Genomic DNA, 25,496 nt, shown 5'->3' on the forward strand with positions numbered 1-25,496 from the left:
CGACGGCGGGCTTTCTATAGTGGAGCCCTGAGCAGCACCTGCCTGCACGTATAAAAGGAAAAGTTATGTTCCCTTCAACGCTTCCGGTTCCACGCCTGACCGCTGCCAGCCAGGTACCACAGTTGCGCTGGGGCATTATCGGGCCGGGCTGGATCGCCGACCATTTTGCCCATGCACTGCGCAAGCATACCCACCAGCAGATCACGGCGGTGGCTGCGCGTGACCCGGCAAAAGCACAGGCCTTTGCCGACAAATGGTCAATCAGCCATGCCACGGGCAGTATCGACGTGCTGCTGGCGCGGGAGGATGTTGATGCGGTCTATATCGCTACGCCCCACAACCACCATTTTCCCGATGGTCTGCGCGCGATTGCCGCCGGAAAGCATCTGCTGATTGAAAAGCCGCTGGCGCTGAATGCTCAGCAGGCGACACAGCTTAAACTGGCCGCCGCTGCCGCGAACCTGCTCTGTATGGAGGCGATGTGGTGCAACTTCACACCGAAATATGACGTTATCCGTCAGCTGCTGGAGGATGGCGTGCTCGGCGATGTTCACACCCTGATTGCCGATCATGGCGAGTTTTTCACACCAGACCATCGCATCTTCAACGCCGATCTGGCGGGCGGCCCGATGCTGGATCTGGGCAGCTATCTGGTGGCGCTTAGCGTGTTTGTTGGCGGCGGTGCGCCTGACACGATCGTCGCCCGGGGCCAGCCCGTCCCGGCTGGGCGTGTAAACGGTCAGACGTCGATGCTGTTTACCCATCAGCACGGCATGCATTCGGTGCTGAATACCACCCTGTTCAGCAACACGCCAGGCGGCGCGGTGATCGCCGGACGCGAGGCCACGCTGGAACTGGCGGGCCAGTTCTATGCGCCTGGTAACTTCACCCTGACCTCCAGCGATCGGCGTCATCGCCTGCAGTGGCAGGAGCCTGCCAGCCGCTATGAACAGCTCTGTCATGAAATTAACCATTTCGCCTGGTGTATCGGTCAGAACCGGATCGATTCACCCATCCATTCGCTTGACCAGGCGATTACCACCCTGGCCACGATGGACAACGTCAGGCAGCAGATTGGCGTGACCTTCAATGAAGAACAGCAACCTTAATGTGCCCGGAGCAGAAAGATGAAAATCGCTTTTGATGTGGATGTGATTAAAGATTTAGGCATCACCCGTATGGTTCATCAGGTGGCCGACTGGGGATACAAATATATCGAACAGTCGCCGCATCCGCAGATCAACCCGTTTTATAAACATCCTAAAGCCAGCCGTGAAATCATCACCGAGTATAAGAATGCGTTAAACGCCACCGGGCTGGAGATCTCCTCGTTTATCGTGGTCTATCGCTGGTCCGGCCCGGATGAGCTGCGTCGTCAGGCGGCGGTGAAGAACTGGAAGCGGATGATCGAGATCGCGGTTGAGATGGGTGTGCAGGTGATCAACACCGAGCTCTCCGGCACGCCTAACGAGCCGGAAATCTGTGAAGAGATGTTCTATCGCTCCATGGAAGAGCTGCTGCCGATCATCGAACGTGAAGGCATCCGCGTCGAAATCCAGGCCCATCCGTGGGATTTCTGCGAAGAGAACAACGAAACCGTGGATATCGTGAAGTCGTTCCGCAGCGATAATGTGAAGTATATCTACAGCGCGCCACACACTTTCTTTTATGACAAAGGCAAAGGTGATGTGAAACCGATGCTGGAGTATGCCGGTGACGATCTGTCACACATGCTGATCGCCGACACCATGAACCATACAAAACACTGTCGCTACATCGTTAACCCGCCAGGGGTGGATGCCACCATTCACCAGCATGTCGGCGTGGGCGAAGGCGAAGTGGACTTCGACACCCTGTTTAAAACACTGCGCGACACCGGCTTTGCCACCCGCAGTTATAAAGTCGGCGGTGAACCGATCATCGCGGCGTCTCTGTTTGGCTACCCGGAAAAGATGAAGGTTCAGGCGGTAGAAACCCGCGAACTGATTGAGCGTGAACTGCTGTAACCCTGCCTGCCGTGCAGTCGCTGCTGACTGCACGGCCACCTCCGCTCAGGATAACGAACCACCTGCCTGACACACTTTTATTCACTTTTCTCCTGTGCCGCTGCCCGCCTGACATCAGCCCCCTGCAGCACGGCCTTGCGCAGCCAGCAGAGTTAAACCCCCTTCGCAGCACCTGCTACACTCCAGACCAATACCACACCATAAGGCGAACTTTCATTATGTCGGAAAATGCATATCAGCCCGCAAAAGTCTGGACCTGGGACCCTGAAGCCAAAGGTAACGGCGCTAAAACTAATCGTCCGTTCGCTGGTCCCACCCATGAAAAAGCGTTGCCGGTCGGCAAGCATCCTTTACAGCTCTATTCGCTTGGCACGCCTAACGGCCAGAAAGTGACCATCCTGCTGGAAGAACTGCTGGCGCTTAACGTCAACGATGCGGAATATGATGCCTGGCTGATCCGTATCGGCGAAGGCGATCAGTTCTCCAGCGGTTTTGTCGACGTAAACCCGAACTCGAAAATCCCGGCGCTGAGCGACCACTCAGCAACGCCGCCGATTCGGGTATTTGAATCGGGCAACATCCTGCTCTATCTTGCGGAGAAGTATGGCTACTTCCTGCCGAAAGATATCGCTGGCCGCACCGAAACCCTGAACTGGCTCTTCTGGTTACAGGGCTCAGCGCCTTACCTCGGCGGTGGTTTCGGTCATTTCTATCACTACGCGCCAGAAAAAATTGAGTACGCCATTAACCGTTTCACGCTGGAAGCGAAGCGTCAGCTCGACGTGCTGGATCGTCAGCTGGCAGATAACCGCTATCTGGCCGGTGATGACTACACCATCGCTGATATCGCCACCTGGCCGTGGTACGGCAACATGGTGCTGAATGATCAGTATGGCGGTGCCGAATTCCTGGATGTGCACTCCTATAAAAATGTAGTGCGCTGGGCGAAAGAGATCGCGCTGCGACCTGCTGTAATTCGTGGCCGTAAGGTCAATCGTGTCATGGGCGACCCGGCCGATCAGCTGCACGAGCGTCATGATGCCGCTGACTTCGATACCAAAACCCAGGATAAAAAAGCTTAAGGAGAGATCTGTGAGTGCATATGTTGTATTTATTCGTGATAACACCCTGAACCAGGACGAAATGGCGATCTATGCCGAGAAAGCGGGCGAGGCTCGCGGCGATCATCAGATCAATCCTCTCGCCTTTTATGGCGAACTGGAAACGCTGGAAGGACAGGAAGCAGAAGGCGTGGTGATTCTGGAATTCGCGAGCCGCGAAGCCGCACATGCCTGGTATGACAGCCCGGAATATCAGGCTGCCAAAGCGCACCGTCTGAAAGGCGCGAACTATCGCGTGGTGCTGGTAGAAGGTGTGGCTAAGTAAAGATGCAGGCGGCAGCGATGCCGCCTTTTCTTATTGCAGTGTGATACGCGCCACGCCATCCAGCCCCTGACTGCTGTGATCGTCATTGAAGCCCTGCTTCAGGGTGACGAACAGGGTCTGCCCGTCCGGTGAGACCAGCAGACTGTTGGGGTGGCTATTAAATGACCAGCTGTTTTTCACCTCATAGGTGGTGCCATCCAGCTGCAGCACCTTCTTCGATTCGCGCTGGCTGATATAAATCTCATTGCGCTTGCCATTAAACTTAATCCCCAGTGAGTCGCCCAGATTCAGACGCTTAATGACCTTGCCGCTGCGCTCATCAAACACCAGCGTATTTTTCGCTTTTGAATTATCCGTAACAAACAGGCGACCGGTTGCCGGATCCTCGGCCATATTCAGGAACAGATACTCCTGCCCGTCACCCGCCGTCAGGCGCTGCTCGATTTTGTTATTGCGCGGATTGATCACCAGGATTTCCCCGCTGCCGTTCGCCGCATAAATCCGGTCGCTGACCGGCGAGAAGATGATGCCTGTGACCCACTTCCCGGCATTTTTTATCCGGGTTTTCAGCGTCAGGGTTTTGGCATCAACCACCCAGATCACGCCCGGATCGCCCACGCCGCCGACATAGAGCAGCCCGTCATGCAGAAAGATTTCACGCGTGCCATAGGGCATGCCTTTCTCGTTTTTCTCGTCAAACATCAGGCGCTTCAGCACCTTACCGTTATCAGGATCGATCTTAGAGATACCGCCATCCAGCGTGTTGGTGGCGTAGAGTGCGCTGCCGTCAGGCGCGCTGATCAGACCAAAGTTTTTCAGGTCGAAGTGTCCCGCGCCGGTGCTCTGCAGCGTGGAAGCATCAAGACGATAGATCATGCCGCCGCTGATATCTTTAAATCCCTGCGCGCTGGCGACATAGAGGGCATTTTTTGCTGGCAGATAGGCCATCTCATACAAACCTTCACCCAGCTCGCGCTGAATCAGGTTATCCGGGCTGGAGGGCTGCATCACCACCGGCGCGCTGGCATCCACTTTTTTCGCCGGCATCTGGCACGCCGTCAGGCTGAAGGTGGTCACCATCGCCAGTGTAAGTGCCGCTGTACGCGGACTGAACAACGCTTTCATACTTAACTCCCCTATCTGCCTGCTGCTCCCGGCTGGCCACAACGCAGAGGACAGGCAGGAAATAAAAAGAATAAGAATCATACGCAGCCGCTAAAACGCTGTAAACGCAGCGGCATGATGACGCAACCGAATCAGCTTAATGCGGTATGTTTATTGTCCGCAGGCGTCTGGCCGCGCCAGAAACTGCCTTTAAAAGCCTGGCTAATCAACCGATTGCAGATTGCTCTGCAGAAACCCCACAAATGCGGTAATACGCGCCGGAAGCTGACGCTGCGCCTGCCAGACCGCAAAAATATCGCCATCCGGTGCCTGCCAGTCGGGTAACACCGGCAGCAGTTCGCCCGTCGCCAGACTGTGCTGCGCATCCCACCAGGAACGCAGCAAGATGCCATGCCCATCCATCGCCAGCCGCATCGCCACTTCGCCATCGTTGGTGATCAGACTGCCGCGGACTTTCTGATTGATGCTCTGTTCGCCGCTGGTCAGTCGCCACAGGGTAAAATCGCTGTCGTGCTGGCGCAGTAAAATGCAGTTGTGTTGTGCCAGATCGCGCACTGTCTCCGGCAGACCGTGCCGGGCGGCATAGGCGGGTGAGCAGCAGAGAATGCGCGGATTGGTACGCAGTTTGCGCGCCACCAGCCGTGAGTCGGGCGGTTCCCCGACGCGGATATCAATATCCATGTGGGCATCAAGAAAATTAAGTGGCTGGCTGCTGAGCTGCAGCGACAGCGAGAGTTCCGGGTGCAGCGCGGCAAAAGCCGAGACGCAGGGCGCAATATGCCGACGGCCAAAGCCAAATGAGGCGTTAATGTTAAGTGTGCCGCGCAGCTGAGCGGTTTCGCCGCTGACCGCCTCTTCCAGCGCCGCCAGCTGATCCAGCAACGGACGCGCACCCGCCAGATAACGGCGCCCTTCCGGCGTCAGCTCCAGTCGTCGCGTGGTGCGGCGCAGGAGTTGCACACCAAGCCGCTGTTCCAGCTGGCTCAGACGTTTGCTGACCGCCGCCAGCGACAGTCCCAGTTCGCGCGCCGCCGCAGTCAGGCTATCCAGCGCAGCCAGGCGAACAAAGAAGGCTAAATCATCGGTGGAGGTGCGGGATTCTCTACTTTTATTCAACACTGGATTGCCTTTCAGGCTCATTATTTCCCCGTAAGCGACAGTTATACTGCGTACACAATTCGAACATCAACCGGAAAGGTACCCTGTGACTGACAAAATTCACTCTGTTGCCGTGATCCCTGGCGACGGCATCGGCAAAGAAGTGATGCCGGAAGGCGTCCGTGTAATGAATGCGGCCGCAGAGAAATTTAACATTCCGCTGCGCTGGGAGTGGTTCGATTACGCCAGTGCCGACTACTGGCAGCAGCATGGCAAAATGTTGCCTGACGACTGGTTTCCACAGCTGAAAGCCTTTGATGCGATCTATTTTGGCGCAGTCGGCTGGCCCGATGTGGTGCCCGACCACGTTTCACTGTGGGGCTCGCTGCTGCAGTTCCGCCGGGAGTTCGATCAATATGTGAATCTGCGTCCGGTGCGACTGATGCCAGGCGTAAAAGCGCCGCTGGCGAATCGTCAGCCCGGCGATATCGACTTCTATGTGGTACGCGAAAATACGGAGGGTGAATACTCCAGCGTCGGCGGCACCATGTTCCCCGGCACCGAACGTGAAGTGGTGATTCAGGAGACGGTGATGACGCGCACCGGCGTCGATCGCATCCTGAAGTTTGCCTATCAGCTGGCGCAGAGTCGGCCGAAGAAACACCTGACCTCCGCCACCAAATCGAACGGCATTGCCATCACCATGCCCTACTGGGATAGTCGCGTTGAAGCCATGGCCGGTCAGTTCCCCGAGGTTCGCGTCGATAAGTATCACATCGATATTCTCACCGCTAACTTCGTGCTGCATCCGGACTGGTTTGATGTGGTGGTCGCCAGCAATCTGTTTGGCGATATCCTCTCCGATCTCGGCCCGGCCTGTACCGGCACCATCGGCATCGCCCCTTCGGCCAATATCAATCCGGAAGGCCTGTTCCCCAGCCTGTTTGAACCGGTTCACGGTTCTGCGCCCGATATCGCCGGTAAAGGCGTCGCCAATCCCATCGGACAGATCTGGTGTGGCGCGATGATGCTGGAGCACCTCGGCTACAAAGCGGCAGGTGATGCGGTGTTAGACGCGATTGAACGCACGCTGGCAGCGGGTGAGCACCTGACACGCGATCTCGGCGGCAGCGCCAGCACCGAACAGCTCGGTATGGCCATCGCCGCCGCGCTGTGATTTAGTCCGGCAACTGCACCACGCACTCGGGGTGCCAGCCTGGCGGTAACGGTTCCGGCCGTATTATCGCCAGGCTGTGCAGTTGCAGGTTCTCCACCCCGCGTGCGAACAGGCCCGGCAGCCCGCCGGGATAGCGCTCTACGCCAAAAGCTTCTCCGGTTTTCGGGTCAAGTTTGTAGGCGTTATCCAGCCCCATGCCGGTCGGGGAGTCCGGGTTACAGGGCGGCCGTACATCATAGTGTCCCTGTGCAACCGGTGCCACGGTCTGCCGCATCTGCAGCTGGCTGATGACCACATCGCGTATCCAGCCCGGTTCTGCCGCATGCAGGTTAATCGCCCCTTCCGCCACGCCCGTAACGTTACTGAACTGCACCTGCTCTACGATGCCGGGCGTAATGGCGGGATCGCGCCTGCGCACCGAAATATGCAGCGGATCGGCTTTTCCCCAGTGACAGGGCGGCGCATGGTGACAGGCAAAAGTCAGATTACTGAACAGCAGACGCCGCATCGCGCCGCCGTCACGCGACAGAATGCCGATGCCACGGTTGGAATCAAAAATGGTGCAGCCGGTCACCGTGACATCTTCCACATCATCCCAGGTTTCAGTGCCGATTTTAAAGGCGCAGCTGTAGCTACGCAGCAGGCAGTTGGTGATCATAATCTGCCGCGCCGGACGCCGCAGCGCGGCCGGTTTGTAGGTGGTTTTGATGCAGATGGCATCATCGGCGGCACTGAGATAGCTATTGCTGACAAACACCGCTTCGCAACTGTCGATATCGAGCGCATCGGTATTCGGCATGGTCATGGCATTGTCGATGGTGAGGTGGTCGATATGCACATGGCGACAGCTCACCAGATGCACCGTCCACATCGGCGCCTGCACGATGGTAAAGACGGTCAGCGTTACCTGCTCGCAATCTTCAAACACAATGATCCGCGGCCGGTCCGCGCGCGGCAGGCGATAGCCCTGCTCGTCACGCTCAGCGGCAAACCAGGCTTCACCGTCACCGTCTATACGGCCGGTGCCGCTGATGGTGATATTGCGCTGGCCCAGCGCATAGAGCAGCACATTGTGGGACTTCTCAGCACAGCTCAGCGCCTGTACCGCCTGGTAATCAGCCAGCCGCTGACTGGCGATCAGCACCGCGCCCGCTTCAAGGTGGAGTTCAAAATCAGAGGGCAGATTCAGGCAGCCGCTGCGATAACGCCCGGCAGGCAGGGTCAGACGGCCACCGCCCGCAGCCGCAATCTGATCCATAGCGCGTTGCAGCACGGCCGTGTCCGGGGTTTCGCCATCGGCGACAGGGTGAAAATCAGCAAGGGAAAGGTGCATCATGCGTCTCCCGCAGGATTGAGGAGGAGGAATTGCAGCACGATACGACGCGGCAAACCTTTGTCTGGCCGCCAGTGCGCCGTTTCGTGCGGGCTATCACAGATTACTTCACGGCCCCTTCGGTGACGCCGCTGATGAACTTGCGCTGGAAAATCAGGAACACCACGATCAGCGGCATAATCACAATCATCGCGCCCGCCATCAGCACCGGAATGTCGATGGTGTTTTTGTTCTGGAAAAACATCATGCCAATTGGCAGTGTGCGTAACTCATCCTTGTTGACCAGAATCAGCGGGATCAGGAACTCATTCCAGGTCCAGATAAACAGCAGCAGCCCCAGCGTTGAGAGGGTCGGCCAGATAGCGGGCACCAGAATGCCCCACAGAATTTTGACCCGCGATGCCCCATCCATTACCGCCGCTTCCACCAGTTCTTTCGGCACCTGCTGGAAAGCACTGGCGATCATCAGCGTGGTAAAGGGCAGCGACAGGGCAATTTGCGGCAGGATCAGCGCCAGATAGGTGTTGGTCAGCCCCATCCAGCGCAGCTCGTGATAGAGCGGAATGATAAAGGCTTCACTCGGCAATACCATCCCTAGCGCCAGCATCGCTCCGATGACTTTTTTACCAGGGATTTTCAGCCACGCGAAACCGAACCCGGCCAGAATGCCCAGCAGCACGCTGAACAGCACCACCGGAATCACCACCAGCACTGAGTTGAGGAAGTAGACGTTGAAGTGGCCCTGTTGCCACGCGGTCAGGTAGTTTTTGAAATTCAGCGAGGCGGGCAGCGTGAAGACCCCCTGAAACAGCTCCATCTGGGTTTTGAACGACGTCATCAGCGCCATCAGGAACGGCAGAATCGTCATCAGCGCCACGATCCAGATCAGCGCGCGTGAAATCACCGGCGTGCTTCGCATCAGTAACGCTCCTTTAAGGCCAGATGGATCAGATAGTTAATCCCTAAAACAATGACCATGCTGAACACCGCCACCGACGAGGCGTAGCCAAAGTAGTGCAGATCAAAGCCCTGCTTATACATAAAGATGTTGGTCACCATGGTGGAGGTGCCCGGGCCGCCCTGCGTCATCACATAGACCAGGTCAAAGGCTTTCAGGCTGGCGATCACCGTCAGCAGCAGGGCAATCCGCAGCTCGGGTCGCAGGCCTGGCAGCGTAATGCGCATAAACTTCTGGCGACGCGACGAGCCATCGAGATCGGCCGCTTCCAGCAGTGAGGGATCCATGCGCTGCAGGCCCGCCATAAACAGAACCAGACAGAAGCCGAAGAAGTACCAGGTGGCGACCAGACCCACGGCGGGCAGCGCCCAGGTAAAATCACCCAGCCAGGAGAGTGCCAGCTGGGGCAATCCGATTGCGCGTAATATCTGGTCGATCGGACCAAACGCCGGGTTATAGAGCCAGCGCCACACCACGCCCAGCACCGCCATCGGCATGATGTAGGGCAGGAAAAAGAGAATGCGCAGCACGCTGCGTTCGCTGTTGTTGCGCGTGTCATACAGAAAGCTGCAGAGCAGCAGGCCGACGCCAATCGGCAACAGGGTATAGAACAGCATCAGGATGGCGTTATTGCCCAGCGCAATCCAGAACACCGGATCGCTGAACATCCGCAGATAGTTGCTGACGCCGCTAAACACCGGCAGCGAGGTGCCGTCCCATTCGGTAAAACTGATGCCCAGCGAGGCCAGTAGCGGGAACAGCAGAAACACCGCATAGACCAGCACCGCAGGCAGAACATAGAGAAAATTACGCCAGCCACTTAAATTCAACATAACTCTACTCGTGGTTCAGAACGAGGCTCAGGCCCGGCTGTTCGCCGGGCCTCCGGCTTAATGCTTCAGCGTTTTCAGGTAACGCTGATAGTTGTTATCAAAATTAACTACCATCTGATCGGGTGTCTGACGGCCCGCCAGCAGCAGCTGAACGTTCTGATTCAGCTCGGCGTTCATGGTGGGTGTCGCCCAGTCCACGTAGTGGCCTAAACCGTCGTAATCATTGAGCGTCAGCCAGACCTGATACGCCTCGGCCAGCAGCGGATTGTCCGCTGGCATTTTCGCCGCTTTGTTGGTGCTGGCAGGCAGGAAGCCCACCTTCAGCCAGCGGTTCGCCATGGCATCAGAGACCATATAGTTGATGAACTTCGCCGCACCTTCCTGCTGATCTTTGCCTTTGGCAGTGCTGGTGATGGAGAACGCCAGATCGGTACCGCCCACCATCAGCGGTTGCTTCACGCCTTCACCGGCAGGCATCGCGGCAAAGTGAATATCTTTGTTGTCTTTAAACTGGCCGAGATACCAGGTGCCGCTGACCAGGAACGCGGCCTGGCCGTTCTGGAACAGCGTCGCCGCATCGTCGTGACCGATGCCCTGGAAGCCAGGGAAGAAGTACCCTTTGTCGGTCCAGCTCTTCATCATAGAGGCGGCATTGACCAGCTTGCTGTCTTTGAAGGTGCCGCCCACATCGTAAATCAGATTATCCAGCGTCTTGCGGTCGTGGCTCTCAATCTGCGCCTGCCACAGGGTGCTGAGCAGCTGCTGGCCCATGTTGCCATCCAGCAGACCGAGCATCATCGGCGCGGTGCCCTGCTGCTTCAGTTTCGCCATCGCGCTTTCCAGCTCAGCCAGCGTTTTCGGCACGGCAATACCTGCTTTATCCAGCAGCGCTTTGTTGTAATAGAGCCCGACCATCTCGCCCAGGCTGGCGACGCCATAGAGTTTGCCGCTGCCAAACTCGCCGCTGTCTGACCAGCGGTTACGTTTCAGAATCGAGTCCGGGAAGCGTGTGGTCCAGCCGTTGCTGGCGGCGTAGCTGTCGAGCGGCAGCAGCAGCTTATCTTTAACCAGCGAGCCCATATCGCCGCCGCCCTGGTTGACCTGAGCGATCTGCGGGCCATCACCGGCGGTCAGCGCCAGCTTCAGGGGAATACGGGTATCTTCAAAGGAGTGAACCGAGCGGTTAATCACAATGCCGGGATTCTGCTGGGAAAACTCTTTAATCCCTTCATCTACCGCGGCAGTCTGCTCCGGGTAGTTGTAGATATCCCACTCATTCAGGGTAACGGCGGCGTGGGCGGCATGCGAGACGCTGCCCGCCAGCAGGCCCGCTGCCAGCAGCCGACCCACATTGCGAATTCGGAACGAACGAACGGAGGAAACAGACATTATGCTCACCTTCTTCAGACCAGGATCGGCATCCTTTCATCTCACCGCCTGACATCCTGCAGGCTGCAGCCGCACACAAACGCACTCACTCATACTTACTTTAATAAAAAAATAAAGTCAAACAGCCTGCGCGGGGAATTGCAACGCTGTGAGCACGCGCAAATAAACAGCGACATGGCGTGAAATTCAGCACACTGCGCTGGCATTTACGCGATTAACCGTGGCGGTGCGTCGCCAGCTACTTTTTCTGCAGCAGGAGATGCCAGTGCAATCATTGCAAAATAACGTCCTGATAAAACATACGAAAATCCTATCACGCTCACACTTTTCCCCTTTCACTGGCCGTGAATCTGCTGCCAGCCGCCACGATCCGGGCGTGTTGGCGATCACAGTTGTGCATCCCGATGCCGGTAAACATTGCCGAAGCGCCCGTGTTAGTGAGATAAGGTAATTATTCTATCTTGAAAACTAAGTCCACTTTCATTAACGTAACTTTTATCTGCGGATCTGTTCAATCCCTGACCGATTCACTCACTCACGAGAATTCACCATGGCGAATCAAGGTGTCATTCGTCCGGCCACCCCGGCGGACTACCCGGCGCTCTACCGCATCTGCCTGGAAACAGCCGATGCAGGTGGCGATGCCCGCGCGCTCTATTCCGATCCTGACTATCCCGGCCAGCGTTTTGCTGTGCCTTATGCGCGTTTCGCGCCTGACTTTGCTTTTGTGCTGGAGCGGGACGGTGAGGTGCAGGGTTATGTGGTCGCCGCGCCCGATACCCACGCGTTTGAAGCGCAGCTACAGGCCGAATGGTGGCCGCAACTGCAGGAGAAATATCGTGATCGCAGCGCCAGCGCGCCGCTCGACAGCAAAGTGCTCGACGCAATACGCCATCCTGACCAGGCCGCTGACACGCTGGTGACGCAGTGGCCCGCTCATCTGCATATCAACCTGCTGCCGGCGGCACAGAAAGGCGGCTGGGGTCGCCGGATGATTGAGCATGAGCTGGCGGCGCTGCGCGCTGCCGGTGTCACTGGTGTCCATCTTGGCGTTAGCCTGCAGAATGAGCAGGTCTGTGCCTTTTATCAGCGCATGGGGTTCACCCCAATCCTGCGCAGCAATGCCATCTACATGGGCCAGTTACTCTGAGTGAGGTAGCCGATGACCAGCCTGCGCTTGCAGAATGTGAAGAAGTCTTATGAACACGTTAATGTCATTCATGGCATCGATCTGACGATCAACAGCGGCGAATTTGTGGTGTTTGTCGGGCCATCCGGCTGCGGCAAATCGACGCTGCTGCGGATGATCGCCGGGCTGGAAGAGATCAGCAGCGGGCAGTTGCTGATTGAGGAGCAGGACATGACGCAGCAGCCCGCCACCGAGCGCGGCATTGCTATGGTGTTTCAGTCTTATGCGCTCTACCCCAACATGACGGTGCGCGGCAACCTGGCCTATCCGCTGGAGGTAATGAAGAAGTCTAAGGCGGAGATCAACGAGGCGATTGCCCGGACGGCCGCCCGCCTGCATCTCACCGAACTGCTCGACCGCCTGCCGCGCGCGCTCTCTGGCGGACAGCGGCAGCGCGTGGCGATTGGCCGGGCAATTATCCGTCATCCGCGTATTTTCCTGTTCGATGAGCCGCTCTCTAACCTCGATGCCGAGCTGCGTTTGCAGATGCGGATTGAGATTGCGCGGCTGCACGCCTCGCTCGGCAATACCATGATTTATGTCACCCACGATCAGCTGGAAGCGATGACGCTGGCTGACCGCATCGTCGTGCTGCGTCAGGGCCGCATTGAGCAGGTCGGCGCACCGCTGACGCTCTATCACGACCCGGATAACCTGTTTGTCGCCGGCTTTATCGGCTCGCCAAAAATGAACTTCCTGCGGGCGGAAATCAGCGCCACGGGCGAGGGTGAAGTGCAGCTGCGGGTGCCGGAACTGAAGATTGAGGGGCTGGTGCTGAAAATCGCCGCCGACTGCCGCGAGGGGCAAACCGTGACGCTGGGAATTCGTCCCGAGCATTTCCAGCCTGCCGCGCAGACGCCGGAGGCATTGCGCTTTCACGGCGAGCTAGCCTATGGCGAGATGCTGGGCCACACCAACTATCTCTACCTGGATATCGGGCGTGAAGAGATGCTGGTGGTGGAAGAGCGCGAAGCAACCACGCGCGATCTGGGAACGCAGGTTGAACTGGGCTTTTCTGCTGCGCACTGCCTGCTGTTTGATGAACAGGGGATGCGCCTGCGCTAAGGGAAGCGCGGAAACAAAAACGGGCGCCGCGGCGCCCGTTTTTATTGGAGGGATAACTCAGGTGACCGGCTCTTCATCGGCCTGCGCCGCCAGCAGATCAAGCAGCCGGTTGACGGCAAAACCCGCCGCGCCCAGCGCCCACATGCGGTTCGATTCAGTCAGGAACTGCAGCGGCGTCATGTGCGGCGTCAGTTTAAGCCGGTAGGCCTGGAAGCTCTGGGTAATGTGATCGAGCAGAATGCGTGACGCCATGTGCGGCTCCATCGCCAGATAAACCACATCCGGATCGTAAGCCACCGACAGGTTCGCCAGTGAAATTCCCAGCTCGCGTCCTGCCTCTTCCAGCACCGCCAGCACCTCGGGCGTTGGCCGCTGATCCAGCGCCTGCAACGTGAGGCCTTCCACCGGTTCCTGCTCAGCAAGCCGTTGCAGAATGGCGCGCGATGAGGCGACATCTTCCAGCAGACGCAGTGATCCGTCGCCCACCAGCCCGTTGCCAATCTCTCCCGCCTTGCCGTGACGACCGCGGTAGAGCTGACGATTCAGGATGATGCCCGCCCCGATCCCTTTGCCGTAGGTGGCGATCACCGCCGACTGCGCGTTGCCGAGCTGACCAAATACCAGCGCCGCCATTGCCATGGCGTTGGCGTCATTCTCGATAAACACCGGCAGCGAGAAACGCTCTTCCAGCAGGCGCGCAATCGGGACGTTGTCCCAGTCGAGCACTTTGGAGCGGATACAGTAGCCGTTTTCGGCATCGACCAGTCCCGACAAGGCCAGGCCAATGGCGCCCACCCGCTTCTCCTCAACGCCGCGCAGGAATTTCGCCAGTGCATCGCCGAGCTGGCGCGGTGTCAGCGTGCCTTTCGGCATCTGCTGTTCGCCCAGCAGATTGCCGCTGAGATCGGTCATGACGATCAGGTTGCGTTCTGCATTGAGCTGAATGCCAATCACGCTGGCGCGATCGGGATTGAGCCCAAGCAGCGTTTTTGGCCGCCCCATCGACACGCGACGCAGCCCCAGCTCCTGCACGATTTCCTGCGCCAGCAGGCGATTAGTCGCCTGCGACACGGTCGACATGCTCAGTCCGCTACGAACTTTCAGGTCTGACTGGCTGATCGGCGCATTTTCAACAATCAACCGCAGAATGCGCGCGGTTACGTTGGGAGCGGTCATAAATTCCTCGGGTTATCTGGCTGAGGATGCTCAGCCAGCTTCAGATCGGTAATCGGGCAGGCGTCAGCTGCTGCGCCAGTATCAGCGCCCCGCTCAGGGCATCGCCCTGCGGCGTCACCAGCCGGGCCTGAATATCGTCATCCAGCCAGCGCTGAATCGGCGTGGCCAGTCCCCCCATCAGCGCCACGGGTCCGCTGCTCAGGGCAGTCAGACGGCGGACCATCAGGCCGATATCGGCTGCGGTCTGATGCAGCAGATCCTGTGCATGACCATCGCCCGCGTCGGCGGCCGCAAAAATCTGTGGCACCACGCGGGCCCAGTCTGCAGGCGTCGCTGAGCGCGTCCAGAGCAGCATGGTTTCCGGACTGTGGTCGAACTGCGCCATCAGCTGCCGGGTAAGAGCGCTCTGGGTAATAATCGCTTCATGGGCCAGCAGCGCCAGCCGCAGCGCACGACGGCCCAGCTCAGCGCCCGATCCATGGTCAGACAAGGCAAAGCCCCAGCCGCCAAGCAGAGTAAACTGATCGCCATCCCACGCGGCTCCCTGACTGCCGGTGCCGATAATAAAGACGGCGCCAGGTGCGCCGCCATGGGCGCCCGCACAGGCGATCTCCACATCGCTGACCACCTGTAACGCCGCGCAGTCAGGTCGCCAGCTGGCGAGCCGCGCCTGTACCGAGGTGACATTCGCACCGGCTAATCCGGCCACCAGCGCGGTTTGCGTCAGCGCCTCCGGGGCTAATCCCGCCTGTGACAATATCCGTTCGATCAGCTGCCCGACGCAGGTCAGCGCCGCGTCATAGTCTGACCAGACGTTGGCAGGCCCGCCGGTGGCTTCAGCCAGAATGCGACCCTGCAGGTCGGTTAACCGCGCGCGACACTGTGTACCGCCGCCATCAATGCCCAGAAGATAGTGTGGTTGCACGCGCTTCCTTCCCTGATTAAGGGTTATAGCCATAATGAGCGAACGATAGGATAAAAAAACTTAAATCGCAATAACAAATAAATATAGCAAAATCATATCTGAATTTTCTTCTTATTTTACATCATGATAAAAAAAACCCCCTCGCAAAACGCGTAGTGCGTTATTGACATTAGTTTTTCTGTCGTAATAAGTTGATGGTCAGATTATCAACAGGCGCGCCCGATCACAGGCGGGCTATGCATCATGCGATTTCAGGAGCAGGGGTTTAACATGAAAGTAGGCATTATCGGTCTCGGCTTTCGACTGTCCCACGTGATCAAAGAGTTCAGCAAAGCCGACGACGCCTTTTCGGTAGTGGGTTATTACGATCCGGCACCTGCCGGACTGCCTAATCTGCACAGCTTTGGTATCGCGCCCGGCCAGGCCTTTGCGTCAATCGATGCTCTGCTGGAACATGGCGGAATGGATGTCGTGCTGGTTGGCTCTCCCAACTTTCTGCATCTGGAGCATGTGGGTCAGGCGCTGGCAGCGGGTTACACGGTGTTTACCGAAAAGCCGGTGGTGATCAATGAAGAGCAGACCATGGAGATGGCGAAGCTGGTGCGTCAGTATGGCGAAGCGCGCATTCTGGTCGGCCTGGTACTGCGCTACTCCCCGCTCTATCACGATCTGCTGGCGGCACGCGATGCGGGTCAGTTGGGTGAGATCACCTCGATTGAGGCGACAGAACATATCAAGCCTTATCACGGCGCATTCTTTCAGCGCGACTGGCGACGTCTGGAGAAATATGCCGGCCCGTACATTCTGGAAAAATGCTGTCACGACATCGATCTCTATCAGGGCCTGTTGCAGGAGCGCCCGATCCGCGTCGCCAGCTTTGGTGGCAGGAAATCTTTTACTCCCGCTCATGCGCCGCAGGGAGCTATCACCGCTGACTCAGAACTTTATCACGTGAAGCCCAGCGGCTGGTCGAGCACCGATGCGGTGTTCGACAGCGATGCCGATATTGTCGACTACCAGACTGCCCTGATTGAGTACGAAGGCGGCGCGACGCTGGCCTTCCACGCCAATCTGAATGTGCCGGATGAGTTCCGCCGTTTCTGTGTCATGGGCACCGACGGCATGGCGGAAGGCGACTTCGTGCGCAACTACTTCCGCGTACACAACGCGCGCAGCGGCGAGAAAGAGGTCGATACCGCCTACAGCGGCAATGCGTATGATGGCCATTACGGCGCAGATGCGCTGATGGCTGAAGAGATCGTTAAACATATTAAACAGGGAACACCGCTGAAAGTTTCAGTAGTGGACGCGCTGGAAGCGGGCCTCACGGCAATAAAAATCGATGAGGCCCGTAAAACCCGCAGCGTAGTGGACATGCGTGAAAGCTGGCTAACATTTGACGCCAACCTGGGAAAAACCGGGGCCTGATGGCTCCAGCCTGCGGGTCGGCCTCCCCCTCTGACCCCAGGATTTTAATGGCAGTATGACTGGTAACTTCCTGTACTGGCCTTCGGGCCAGTGACAATATTGAGGTTGAGCTGGCTCGGGAAACCGTTGCCAGCGACAACTCAACCGCACCCTCTCCAGCCCTCTTCTCCGAAGGCATATTTGATTAAATGGCCCCCTGCTGGAGGCAGCGCTTAATGAAGGTTTTTTTCATTCCGGGCGCAGACCGAGGGGCGCTGGCAGTGAAGGTACTCATACAGCAGCAGCATTCCTACCGGGTTATCCTCCAGATTTTCGAAATCAACGTGAGTTTTTTCCAGAAGATATTTTCTCAGGGCGCTAACCGGGATGTTTTTATGGGAAGCCAGCGCCCGGCACAGCTGCGCCACGATCTCGCACTTTACTGAATACGGCACATCAGGATTATAAATTTCCGGAATGGAGTGAGTCTGATTCATAACGGAACCCTCTATAAGCGCTTAAGCTGACTGAGGAGGCCACAGGCCTGCCGATGAGAGATAAGTTATAGCAAGGAACGTGTTTTCGTGTAAATCAGGAACGTTTTGAAAGGCGTCCCGGAGCTTTGCGTTCGTCCGGTTTGCGTCTCAGTCAGAGGCAACTTAAACACTTAAAGCGATGGGAACATATGCCTGTAGCAAAGCATCGCGGGCCACGGACAAAAACGCCGGGAGCGTTTTTGAACAACGCAAAGCGTTGGCCCGGCTTCGGGCGCACCTCAGGGATGAGGTGCGTAATCGCCCGCGCTGAGCCTGCACCGGGTGATCTTGTGCTGATACGCGACAGTCTTTCATCCCTGATGGTAATGTGTTTATTAGTGACCTGGTTTCAATCTTCTTTGGATGAAATCTTCCAGGCTAACCAGTAAAGAACCAGGCCAGCGATAAAGACGAGTAAGGGGGCGATAACGCGCATAATTCCTTCATTCGCAAATATTGCGATGAAAATTCCAATCACTACAGCGCTGACAACAACCGCCCCTGATAACTCAGAAATGACTTTTCTGATTAGTCTAAAGATTTTCGATTGCACCCAGAAATTGCTCCGTTTTCGAAGGATTTTTACGTAGAGTCTCACCGAGCTCGATGTAATTGGCTAAAGGTTCTTCAAAGAGGAAGTAAAGCATTTCAAAATCAAGTATATAAAGCCTTGACCATAATTCAGGATTTTGATGCCTCAAACGCCGTGAAGCTGCAGAAGCACGCGAAAGCACCCCCTGCAGAACTATGCCGCCCGCAAGGGTGCCTGTCCATAATCGCAGTGATAACTTCGTTATCACGCTGGCCATCATTCCTCCAACAACTTTTGAACCAAGATAACCTGTAATGGCCAGCTGCATGGACTGTCTTGAACCCAGTGAAGACGCTGCTCCGATGAGTTTATCTGTGATTTTTTTAAGGGCTGGATCCGGAAGGTAGGAAAGAGAGTCTTTGATTATCATCTCTGCAATCTGCCCCAGAATGGCTCTGTTACGGAAGAGCTTGTTCAAAGCCCGATACATCCTCTCATCCTCACCGAAGTTACGGCGCTGAATGTTTTTGCCGCCATCTGCCAGGTTGAGATCCTGAAAGGTTCTTTCAATACCCAAATAAAAATCCATCGGAAGTGAAGCAATACCATGAGCAACTGATACGGCGAGCGTCTTTGCGTCCATTCATTCTTCTACCGTTTTAGATACCAGCCTGAAAAATATCAGCCCACGCTGCCTTCCGTAAACGAAAACTGATCTCTTGAGTGCCATTAATATGGTTTTAATTGGTACTGATTTGTCATTCACTCCTATGCCAGGATCAAGAACTGGGATTAGAAAAGGGCATTTTTTAATCATTGCCGCTGCGCAGCATCACTAAATGGCGGAACAGTTAAAGGTGCCGGAAACGAGCCGTTCGTATCAGAAAAGCATTAAAGGACTCTCAAGGGCCGCAGACAGGCTTTGGTCACAAACAAACTTAAAGCGATGGCAGCATATGCCTGCACACAATTCTACAACCGCAATAACCCAGCCAGCCTCAATCCATCTCTCCGCAGCCTTAGGCAACGAACAAACTCAAAGCGAATGAGCGAATGGATGGCGCTTTTGCGTCTTTGCGAAAGGTGTTTGTTCCCTGCGCCTGCGCCGTGGTTAACCACCGCACAACCCCCCTCACCTAACCCCAACGCCAGTCATCAAACCGGATCCACCTCATTCTCCAGCTTCTGACGCCGTCGCAGATGCGGAAACAACTTCATCCAAAGCGCCACCACCACCAGCGTACCGATGCCGCCAATCGCCGCCGCCGGTGCCGCACCCATCCAGGCCGCCAGCAACCCAGACTCAAACTCGCCCAGCTGATTCGACGTATTAATGAAAATCGCGTTAACCGCATTCACCCGACCACGCATGGTATCCGGCGTATCCAGCTGCACCAGCGCACCCCGGATCACCATACTCACCATATCAAAGCCACCCAGCGCACAGAGCGCCACCAGCGACAGCCATAACTGCGTGGAAAGCGCGAACACCAGCGTGGCAACGCCAAAGCCCGCCACCGAGCCAAACATAATCATCCCGACATGCTTCTCCAGCTTGTGACGGCTCAGCCAGATGCCCACCAGCAATGCTCCCACCGACGGCGCGCCGCGCAACATCCCCAACCCCCACGGTCCGGTATGCAGAATATCTTTGGCAAAAATCGGCAGCAGCGCCGTTGCCCCGCCCAAAAGCACCGCAAACAGATCGAGCGAAATTACCCCAAGCACATCTTTGCGCTCACGAATAAAGTGAATCCCGGCAAACAGATTCTTCATATTCATCGGCAGACGAGCCTGCACCGGGCGTTCATAACGCAGCAGACTCACCAGCGTCAGCGAAACCAGATAAAATAGCCCGGAAACGCCATACACCACATGCGGCCCGGCGACATAAAGCAGCCCGCCAATCGTCGGCCCGACGATAACCGCTGCCTGACCGCCCACGGAGTTCATCGCCATCGCACGCGCCAGAATCGAAGGTGGCACCAGCGACGGCAGCATCGAAGACATCGCAGGCCACTCCAGCGCTTTCGCCACCGCAATCATAAACACCAGCCCCCACAACGCGGTCTTATCGGGGGTATGGAATAAGGTAAGCACCACTAATGCCAGCAGTGCGGCAAATTCTACCAGCTGACCCAACAGCACGATCCGCCGCCGGTCATATTGATCCGCCAGATGGCCCGCTGGCAGCGCCAGCAACACCGACGGCAGAAACTGCATTAAGCCAATCATCCCTAACGCCATCGCGCTGTTGGTCAGCGCATAGATCTGCCAGCTGATTGCGACCGAGAACATCTGAAAACCAAATGATGAGCAGGTACGCGCCACCCAGAAGGCGACAAATGTCCGATATCGCCACAGCGACTCTTCCGCTGCCGATGCCATAAATCCCATGTCTTATCCCAAATCAGGTGAGGAAACCCGCGTCGTTGCGCGGTGTTATTGGTGTGGTGATTGTCGGCTTCACGATAGCAGACCGGATGCGAGCAGAAGGCCTGCGGCTCCAGCGCAGCCTCCCTGCGCGATAAGCAGCGTCCCTGTCCGGCCGAGGCGCGTCAGACCCCTCATGATTATTACCAGCCTATTGGTCCCGACTATTGAATATATTCCAGCACATCATCAGACGCCAAAGGAATTATCGTTTCTTTGCTAACAGGTTTATTTACTTTCTCCGGCAACAAAAGGATGATTTGGATTAAGCATGTGATCTATATTTATTCACGCGTTTAGAAAAATGCGACTTTTTATATGCTTAATTAACAACAAATCCTTTCTATTGAATTTCATAGAGATAATGAAAAACAGTTTATATAACCCCTATGTTACTGAACCAATCCATCACGTTAAGCGTAATGTCACTGGCATTTGCTATAGCGTGCCTTATCTTCAGCAAAACCAGGATAGCGGCAATATACTTAATACAAACAACATTATTTCATTACACAATCAAATTGCTACTGAAGCAGCATTAATGGTTGTGCCGGTGGAAGATATTCGATTACGGGGAATGATCGCGGTTCCGGATGCCTATACGCATTTACAAAATGCGCGTGTCCGGATTGGAATTAATTATTCCAGTCTGGCAGCACACAGTACGTCACTGCTTGAATTAACAAAGAAATTTGATTTCTGGCTTTATGATTTTGCGCCGCCGGGTGCAGACTGGCGACTGCTGGAATCTTTTCCTTTTTCAGGAATTGTTTTAACCGAATCTTTCTTTAATGATAATTATGAGAAGTTTACCTTTCCCTTTTTTATGGCGACGTTTCGTGAAAAAGGGGCAGAGGTAATCGTACGAAGTCATACGCCGCCCTTAACCGCTGAGCAGTTTGCTGAGATAAATATCAGCGGCTGGCAACAGCAACGCTCGGACGGCGATCTTATTAGCTGCTGATTCACAAATCCTGCCTTCCGGCGTTAAGGGCACACGGCGGTGCGCTTAACGTCCTTTAATCCCCCATAAAATGTCGTTTTATTCCAGTTGTTAAGCGGTTTAAGCCAAAAAAATCAAACCTCGATCTGATTTTGCTATAACATTTAACACAAAGGGATCGTCTGTCTTAACGGAAGAGATACTTCAGAACACCCTAATCATTTGTACTTGATAACTGGAAACAGCCTATCTGGTTGTTTTCGTGTGTTTTATGGCAACGAAACGAGGTCGATATTATGGGGAAAAACTCCTCATCTTTTGGCGTAATTCGTTTCCTGACGGTGCTGTTCGCAGTGCTGACGGGCGCGTTTATGCTGATTGGCGGTGGCTGGTTAGCCGCCATTGGTGGTTCCTGGTATTACGTTTTTGGCGGTGTGGTGATGCTTATCACCGCTTATCTGCTTTCCCGTCGTAAAAGCACTGCGCTGGTTCTCTATGCGCTGCTGCTGATCGGCACCCTTATCTGGGGTGTATGGGAAGTGGGCACCGACTTCTGGGCACTGGCACCACGCACCGATGTGCTGGTGATCTTCGGTGTCTGGCTGATCCTGCCGTTTGTCTATCGCAGCTTCAATGCGGGCAGCAAAGCCGCGCTGGGTACCATGGCTGTGGCGCTGATTGCCAGTGCCATTGTGCTGGCCTATGCGGTATTCAACGATCCGCAGGTCATCAACGGGTCAGTACCAGAAACCGCTGACAACGCCCCGCAGGCTGCGCCGCTGAGCAACATCCCGGATGCTGACTGGCCCGCTTATGCGCGCGATCAGCAGGGAACCCGTTTCTCTCCGCTGAAGCAGATTAATCACCAGAACGTGAAAGAGTTGCAGGTTGCCTGGCAGTTCCAGACTGGCGACATGAAAACCCCTAACGATCCGGGTGAAATTACCGACGAAGTCACGCCGATTAAAATCCGCGACACGCTTTACCTCTGTTCGCCACACCAGATCCTGTTTGCACTGGATGCGGCCACCGGTAAGCAGAAGTGGAAATTTGATCCGGGCATGAAGGTCAACCCGACCTTCCAGCACGTGACCTGTCGCGGTGTTTCTTACCACGAAGTGCCGGCAGCCGCCGATGCAGCGAACACTCAGCCTGCGCTGTGTTCACGTCGTATCTATCTGCCGGTCAACGATGGTCGTCTGTTTGCACTGGACGCAGAGACCGGCGAACGCTGCCCGGCATTTGGCGTCAACGGCGAGCTGGATCTGCAACACAAACAGCCTGTCACCACTGCGGGTCAGTATGAGCCGACCTCACCGCCGGTGATTACTAACACCACCATCGTGATGGCGGGTGCGGTTACCGATAACTACTCAACCCGCGAGCCGTCAGGCGTGATTCGTGGCTTTGATGTGAATACCGGCAAACTGCTGTGGGTGTTTGATCCAGGCGCAAAAGATCCTAATGCCATACCGGCTGATGAACACACCTTCACCATGAACTCTCCGAACTCATGGGCACCGGCAGTTTACGATCCGAAACTGGATACCGTTTACCTGCCGATGGGCGTGAGCACACCGGATATCTGGGGCGGTAACCGCACACCAGAGCAGGAGCGTTATGCAAGCAGCGTGCTGGCCCTGAACGCCACCACCGGTAAGCTGGTCTGGTCTTATCAGACTGTGCATCACGATCTGTGGGATATGGATCTGCCGTCGCAGCCTACGCTGGCTGACATCACCGACAAAGATGGCAACACCGTACCGGTTGTCTACGCGCCAGCGAAAACCGGCAACATCTTTGTACTGGATCGCCGTACCGGCAAGCCAGTCGTGCCTGCGCCGGAAACGCCAGTGCCACAGGGTGCTGCTAAAGGCGATCACGTTGCCGCCACTCAGCCCTACTCTGAGCTGACCTTCCGTCCGAAACAGAATCTCACGGACAAGGATATGTGGGGCGCAACGATGTTTGACCAACTGGTGTGCCGCGTGATCTTCAAGCGCCTGCGCTATGAAGGTCCGTTCACCCCGCCATCTGAGCAGGGTACGCTGGTGTTCCCGGGTAACCTCGGTATGTTCGAATGGGGCGGCATCGCAGTCGATCCTCATCGTCAGATCGCGATTGCTAACCCAATGGCGCTGCCGTTTGTCTCTAAGCTGATTCCACGTGGCCCAGGCAACCCGATTGAGCCGCCGAAAGGCGCTGAAGGTGGTTCAGGTACTGAAACCGGTATTCAGCCACAGTATGGCGTGCCGTATGGCGTCGAGCTGAACCCGTTCCTGTCACCGTTTGGTCTGCCATGCAAACAGCCTGCCTGGGGTTACATCTCCGCGGTGGATCTGAAGACCAACAACGTGGTGTGGAAACAGCGTATCGGTACCGTTCGCGATAGCGCACCGGTTCCGCTGCCGTTCAAAATGGGTATGCCGATGCTGGGTGGTCCTATCACCACCGCAGGTAAGGTGTTCTTCATTGGTGCGACCGCAGATAACTACCTGCGTGCTTTCAGCACTGATACCGGCGAACTGTTATGGCAGGCACGTCTGCCAGCAGGCGGCCAGGCGACACCAATGACCTATGAAGTGGATGGCAAGCAGTACGTTGTCATCGCGGCAGGGGGTCACGGCTCGTTTGGTACCAGGCTGGGCGATTATGTCATTGCCTACGCGCTGCCAGACCAGAAGTAATTCACGCAGCTGTGAATAAACTAAGGCGGACTCCGGTCCGCCTTTTTTGATCGCACTACTTTTTCATGCCACGCCAGTTGAGCCAGGCGCAAAACAGCATCACCACGCAGGTTGCCAGAAACACCGGCCGCATCCCGAATGCACCGCCCACCAGCCCACCGAACAGCGGGCCGCTGACCTGGCCGATATATTGTGCCGATGTCGAATATCCCAGCATCCGCCCAACCTGTGAGCCCGGCACGTTATGACGAATAATCGCCGTGATGCACGGCATCAACCCGCCCAGCGCCATCCCCATCAGAAAACGCAGCAGCACCAGTTGCCAGGCCGCCGTGATAAATGCCTGGGGTATCAGCAGCAGCCCGCTAACGACTAAACCGCCGGTCAGCACCCGCCAGTGCCCTACCCGATCGGCCAGCCGACCCAGTCGTGGTGCCGCCAGGACCGTGCCCAGCGCCGCCGCGGACATCACCAGTCCGGCTATCAGGGTAATCTGGTGGTCGCCCTGCACAAACTCGCCCACGTAAAGCGTAATAATCGGCTCAATCGACATGCTGGCGAAGATCAGCAACATGCCAGAGAGCCACATCAGCCGTATCAGGCTGTGATTAACCGGCCCGGCTTCAGGATGCGGTTGCTGGCTGGCGCGCGATGTAGCGGGAGCACGTGGCTGCTCTTTGAGTAAAAAGGTGGTGGCGAGGAAGGCGAGAAAAATCACGGCGCCGGTCAGCCAGAAAGTCTGACGAATCCCGATCAGTGGCGGTAGCACACCGCCCAGCAGCGGTCCGACCACGTTGCCGGCCATAATGCCGGAAGACAACACCCCCAGCGCCCAGCCGGTCTGCGCTTTCGGCGTTTGTGCCGCCACCAGAATGGTCGATCCCGATGCGTAGCCGCCCAGCAGCCCCGCCAGCAGGCGCAGCGCCACCAGTTGCCACGGCGCGGTCGCCATGCCAATCAGCGACATCGCAATCGCCATCCCGAGACTGGCCCGAATCAGCATCAGCTTACGACCATAGCGGTCAGCCAGCCTGCCCCACAACGGCGCAGTCAGTGCGGCGCTGAAAAAGGTCGCGCCGTAGGCAAGGCCGGACCAGCGGGCAATAGCGGCAGGCTGCTCAACGCCGAGTTGCTGCACATAGAGCGGCAGGAACGGCAGCAGCAGCGTCATCGCCACGATAGTGGTAAAAGAGCCGACGACGCAGACCCCTAAGTTACGTCGCCAGTGCTGAAACTCTGCAGTTTCGGGTGACTGTTGCATGATGATATCCGGTGAGTAATCAGGGATACAGCCTAAC

22 protein-coding genes are annotated in these 25,496 nt (G+C 56.5%); 11 read left to right on the forward strand and 11 right to left on the reverse strand.

Going from position 1 to position 25,496, the window contains the following annotated elements; translation table 11 throughout:
* Window positions 1-65 precede the first annotated feature (65 nt).
* From AFL22_RS08635 to AFL22_RS08650, 4 genes are all read left to right on the forward strand, one after another.
* Window positions 66-1,109, forward strand: a complete 1,044-nt coding sequence (locus tag AFL22_RS08635; protein ID WP_010672024.1) for a Gfo/Idh/MocA family oxidoreductase — start codon at window positions 66-68, stop codon at window positions 1,107-1,109.
* Window positions 1,110-1,127: 18 nt separating this feature from the next.
* Complete coding sequence (locus tag AFL22_RS08640) at window positions 1,128-2,006, forward strand: sugar phosphate isomerase/epimerase (RefSeq protein WP_010252025.1); 879 nt, start codon at window positions 1,128-1,130, stop codon at window positions 2,004-2,006.
* Between the two features lie 218 nt (window positions 2,007-2,224).
* Window positions 2,225-3,088: a glutathione-dependent disulfide-bond oxidoreductase gene (yghU, locus tag AFL22_RS08645; RefSeq protein ID WP_022625250.1), complete on the forward strand. Its 864-nt coding sequence runs from the start codon at window positions 2,225-2,227 to the stop codon at window positions 3,086-3,088.
* A gap of 10 nt (window positions 3,089-3,098) precedes the next feature.
* Entirely contained in the window at window positions 3,099-3,392 is a 294-nt protein-coding gene (locus AFL22_RS08650) for a DUF1330 domain-containing protein (RefSeq protein ID WP_010252030.1), read from the forward strand.
* Between the two features lie 30 nt (window positions 3,393-3,422).
* Here the strand turns inward: AFL22_RS08650 and AFL22_RS08655 are convergent, their stop codons facing one another.
* Both AFL22_RS08655 and AFL22_RS08660 read right to left on the reverse strand, forming a co-directional pair.
* Window positions 3,423-4,517 (reverse strand): YncE family protein, encoded by a 1,095-nt coding sequence (locus AFL22_RS08655; RefSeq protein ID WP_052271186.1) that lies wholly within the window; start codon window positions 4,515-4,517, stop codon window positions 3,423-3,425.
* A 201-nt stretch (window positions 4,518-4,718) separates the two neighbouring features.
* The gene (locus AFL22_RS08660) at window positions 4,719-5,657 is read right to left on the reverse strand and encodes a LysR family transcriptional regulator (protein ID WP_033769472.1); all 939 of its coding nucleotides are present in this window, start codon (window positions 5,655-5,657) and stop codon (window positions 4,719-4,721) included.
* A gap of 64 nt (window positions 5,658-5,721) precedes the next feature.
* Between AFL22_RS08660 and AFL22_RS08665 the strand changes: the two genes are divergently transcribed.
* Window positions 5,722-6,792 (forward strand): tartrate dehydrogenase, encoded by a 1,071-nt coding sequence (locus AFL22_RS08665; protein ID WP_010672027.1) that lies wholly within the window; start codon window positions 5,722-5,724, stop codon window positions 6,790-6,792.
* A gap of 1 nt (window position 6,793) precedes the next feature.
* On the opposite strand, the gene AFL22_RS08670 is transcribed toward AFL22_RS08665, so the two are convergent.
* From AFL22_RS08670 to AFL22_RS08685, 4 genes are all read right to left on the reverse strand, one after another.
* Complete coding sequence (locus AFL22_RS08670; RefSeq protein WP_052271216.1) at window positions 6,794-8,125, reverse strand: glycoside hydrolase family 28 protein; 1,332 nt, start codon at window positions 8,123-8,125, stop codon at window positions 6,794-6,796.
* A gap of 103 nt (window positions 8,126-8,228) precedes the next feature.
* A complete protein-coding gene (locus tag AFL22_RS08675) occupies window positions 8,229-9,044 on the reverse strand; it encodes a carbohydrate ABC transporter permease (protein ID WP_010252038.1) in 816 nt (271 codons plus the stop codon).
* On the reverse strand, window positions 9,044-9,916 hold the full coding sequence (locus AFL22_RS08680; protein ID WP_010252041.1) for a sugar ABC transporter permease: 873 nt from the start codon (window positions 9,914-9,916) through the stop codon (window positions 9,044-9,046). The genes AFL22_RS08675 and AFL22_RS08680 overlap by 1 nt, the downstream gene beginning before the upstream one ends.
* 57 nt (window positions 9,917-9,973) lie before the next feature.
* Entirely contained in the window at window positions 9,974-11,305 is a 1,332-nt protein-coding gene (locus tag AFL22_RS08685; RefSeq protein ID WP_010252044.1) for an extracellular solute-binding protein, read from the reverse strand.
* A gap of 550 nt (window positions 11,306-11,855) precedes the next feature.
* Between AFL22_RS08685 and AFL22_RS08690 the strand changes: the two genes are divergently transcribed.
* Both AFL22_RS08690 and AFL22_RS08695 read left to right on the forward strand, forming a co-directional pair.
* Window positions 11,856-12,455 (forward strand): GNAT family N-acetyltransferase, encoded by a 600-nt coding sequence (locus AFL22_RS08690; protein WP_033780445.1) that lies wholly within the window; start codon window positions 11,856-11,858, stop codon window positions 12,453-12,455.
* A 12-nt stretch (window positions 12,456-12,467) separates the two neighbouring features.
* On the forward strand, window positions 12,468-13,559 hold the full coding sequence (locus AFL22_RS08695; protein WP_010252048.1) for an ABC transporter ATP-binding protein: 1,092 nt from the start codon (window positions 12,468-12,470) through the stop codon (window positions 13,557-13,559).
* A gap of 57 nt (window positions 13,560-13,616) precedes the next feature.
* Here AFL22_RS08695 and AFL22_RS08700 read toward each other — a convergent pair whose 3' ends face one another.
* A complete protein-coding gene (locus AFL22_RS08700) occupies window positions 13,617-14,735 on the reverse strand; it encodes an ROK family transcriptional regulator (protein ID WP_010252050.1) in 1,119 nt (372 codons plus the stop codon).
* Window positions 14,736-14,775: 40 nt separating this feature from the next.
* Complete coding sequence (locus AFL22_RS08705; RefSeq protein WP_052271187.1) at window positions 14,776-15,660, reverse strand: BadF/BadG/BcrA/BcrD ATPase family protein; 885 nt, start codon at window positions 15,658-15,660, stop codon at window positions 14,776-14,778.
* Window positions 15,661-15,930: 270 nt separating this feature from the next.
* Here AFL22_RS08705 and AFL22_RS08710 point away from each other — a divergent pair, with 270 nt between their 5' ends.
* The gene (locus tag AFL22_RS08710; RefSeq protein ID WP_010252054.1) at window positions 15,931-17,088 is read left to right on the forward strand and encodes a Gfo/Idh/MocA family oxidoreductase; all 1,158 of its coding nucleotides are present in this window, start codon (window positions 15,931-15,933) and stop codon (window positions 17,086-17,088) included.
* Between the two features lie 215 nt (window positions 17,089-17,303).
* Window positions 17,304-17,513: a hypothetical protein gene (locus AFL22_RS08715; RefSeq protein ID WP_010252057.1), complete on the forward strand. Its 210-nt coding sequence runs from the start codon at window positions 17,304-17,306 to the stop codon at window positions 17,511-17,513.
* 623 nt (window positions 17,514-18,136) lie between these two features.
* On the opposite strand, the gene AFL22_RS08725 is transcribed toward AFL22_RS08715, so the two are convergent.
* Both AFL22_RS08725 and AFL22_RS08730 read right to left on the reverse strand, forming a co-directional pair.
* Window positions 18,137-18,778, reverse strand: a complete 642-nt coding sequence (locus AFL22_RS08725; RefSeq protein ID WP_052271188.1) for a hypothetical protein — start codon at window positions 18,776-18,778, stop codon at window positions 18,137-18,139.
* A gap of 512 nt (window positions 18,779-19,290) precedes the next feature.
* Window positions 19,291-20,532: an MFS transporter gene (locus AFL22_RS08730; protein WP_052271189.1), complete on the reverse strand. Its 1,242-nt coding sequence runs from the start codon at window positions 20,530-20,532 to the stop codon at window positions 19,291-19,293.
* A 400-nt stretch (window positions 20,533-20,932) separates the two neighbouring features.
* On the opposite strand from AFL22_RS08730, the gene AFL22_RS08735 reads away from it, so the two are divergent.
* Complete coding sequence (locus AFL22_RS08735) at window positions 20,933-21,532, forward strand: hypothetical protein (protein WP_029519503.1); 600 nt, start codon at window positions 20,933-20,935, stop codon at window positions 21,530-21,532.
* A gap of 275 nt (window positions 21,533-21,807) precedes the next feature.
* The gene (locus tag AFL22_RS08740) at window positions 21,808-24,198 is read left to right on the forward strand and encodes a glucose/quinate/shikimate family membrane-bound PQQ-dependent dehydrogenase (protein WP_010252065.1); all 2,391 of its coding nucleotides are present in this window, start codon (window positions 21,808-21,810) and stop codon (window positions 24,196-24,198) included.
* A 55-nt stretch (window positions 24,199-24,253) separates the two neighbouring features.
* Here AFL22_RS08740 and AFL22_RS08745 read toward each other — a convergent pair whose 3' ends face one another.
* The gene (locus AFL22_RS08745) at window positions 24,254-25,459 is read right to left on the reverse strand and encodes an MFS transporter (protein WP_010252067.1); all 1,206 of its coding nucleotides are present in this window, start codon (window positions 25,457-25,459) and stop codon (window positions 24,254-24,256) included.
* Between the last annotated feature and the right edge of the window lie 37 nt (window positions 25,460-25,496).

Origin of the sequence: Pantoea sp. CFSAN033090, assembly GCF_001264395.1 — a bacterium.
GTDB lineage: Bacteria > Pseudomonadota > Gammaproteobacteria > Enterobacterales > Enterobacteriaceae > Pantoea > Pantoea agglomerans.

What these genes read in the sequence shown, in the direction of transcription:
- AFL22_RS08700 (WP_010252050.1), bottom strand. Translation starts at nt 14,735, where the DNA reads ATGACCGCTCCCAACGTAACCGCGCGCATTCTGCGGTTGATTGTTGAA.
- AFL22_RS08740 (WP_010252065.1), top strand. Translation starts at nt 21,808, where the DNA reads ATGGGGAAAAACTCCTCATCTTTTGGCGTAATTCGTTTCCTGACGGTG.
- AFL22_RS08730 (WP_052271189.1), bottom strand. Translation starts at nt 20,532, where the DNA reads ATGGGATTTATGGCATCGGCAGCGGAAGAGTCGCTGTGGCGATATCGG.
- AFL22_RS08695 (WP_010252048.1), top strand. Translation starts at nt 12,468, where the DNA reads ATGACCAGCCTGCGCTTGCAGAATGTGAAGAAGTCTTATGAACACGTT.
- AFL22_RS08745 (WP_010252067.1), bottom strand. Translation starts at nt 25,459, where the DNA reads ATGCAACAGTCACCCGAAACTGCAGAGTTTCAGCACTGGCGACGTAAC.
- AFL22_RS08660 (WP_033769472.1), bottom strand. Translation starts at nt 5,657, where the DNA reads ATGAGCCTGAAAGGCAATCCAGTGTTGAATAAAAGTAGAGAATCCCGC.
- AFL22_RS08715 (WP_010252057.1), top strand. Translation starts at nt 17,304, where the DNA reads ATGAAGGTTTTTTTCATTCCGGGCGCAGACCGAGGGGCGCTGGCAGTG.
- AFL22_RS08640 (WP_010252025.1), top strand. Translation starts at nt 1,128, where the DNA reads ATGAAAATCGCTTTTGATGTGGATGTGATTAAAGATTTAGGCATCACC.
- yghU (WP_022625250.1), top strand. Translation starts at nt 2,225, where the DNA reads ATGTCGGAAAATGCATATCAGCCCGCAAAAGTCTGGACCTGGGACCCT.
- AFL22_RS08675 (WP_010252038.1), bottom strand. Translation starts at nt 9,044, where the DNA reads ATGCGAAGCACGCCGGTGATTTCACGCGCGCTGATCTGGATCGTGGCG.
- AFL22_RS08680 (WP_010252041.1), bottom strand. Translation starts at nt 9,916, where the DNA reads ATGTTGAATTTAAGTGGCTGGCGTAATTTTCTCTATGTTCTGCCTGCG.
- AFL22_RS08635 (WP_010672024.1), top strand. Translation starts at nt 66, where the DNA reads ATGTTCCCTTCAACGCTTCCGGTTCCACGCCTGACCGCTGCCAGCCAG.
- AFL22_RS08725 (WP_052271188.1), bottom strand. Translation starts at nt 18,778, where the DNA reads ATGGACGCAAAGACGCTCGCCGTATCAGTTGCTCATGGTATTGCTTCA.
- AFL22_RS08685 (WP_010252044.1), bottom strand. Translation starts at nt 11,305, where the DNA reads ATGTCTGTTTCCTCCGTTCGTTCGTTCCGAATTCGCAATGTGGGTCGG.
- AFL22_RS08670 (WP_052271216.1), bottom strand. Translation starts at nt 8,125, where the DNA reads ATGCACCTTTCCCTTGCTGATTTTCACCCTGTCGCCGATGGCGAAACC.
- AFL22_RS08710 (WP_010252054.1), top strand. Translation starts at nt 15,931, where the DNA reads ATGAAAGTAGGCATTATCGGTCTCGGCTTTCGACTGTCCCACGTGATC.
- AFL22_RS08655 (WP_052271186.1), bottom strand. Translation starts at nt 4,517, where the DNA reads ATGAAAGCGTTGTTCAGTCCGCGTACAGCGGCACTTACACTGGCGATG.
- AFL22_RS08690 (WP_033780445.1), top strand. Translation starts at nt 11,856, where the DNA reads ATGGCGAATCAAGGTGTCATTCGTCCGGCCACCCCGGCGGACTACCCG.
- AFL22_RS08735 (WP_029519503.1), top strand. Translation starts at nt 20,933, where the DNA reads ATGAAAAACAGTTTATATAACCCCTATGTTACTGAACCAATCCATCAC.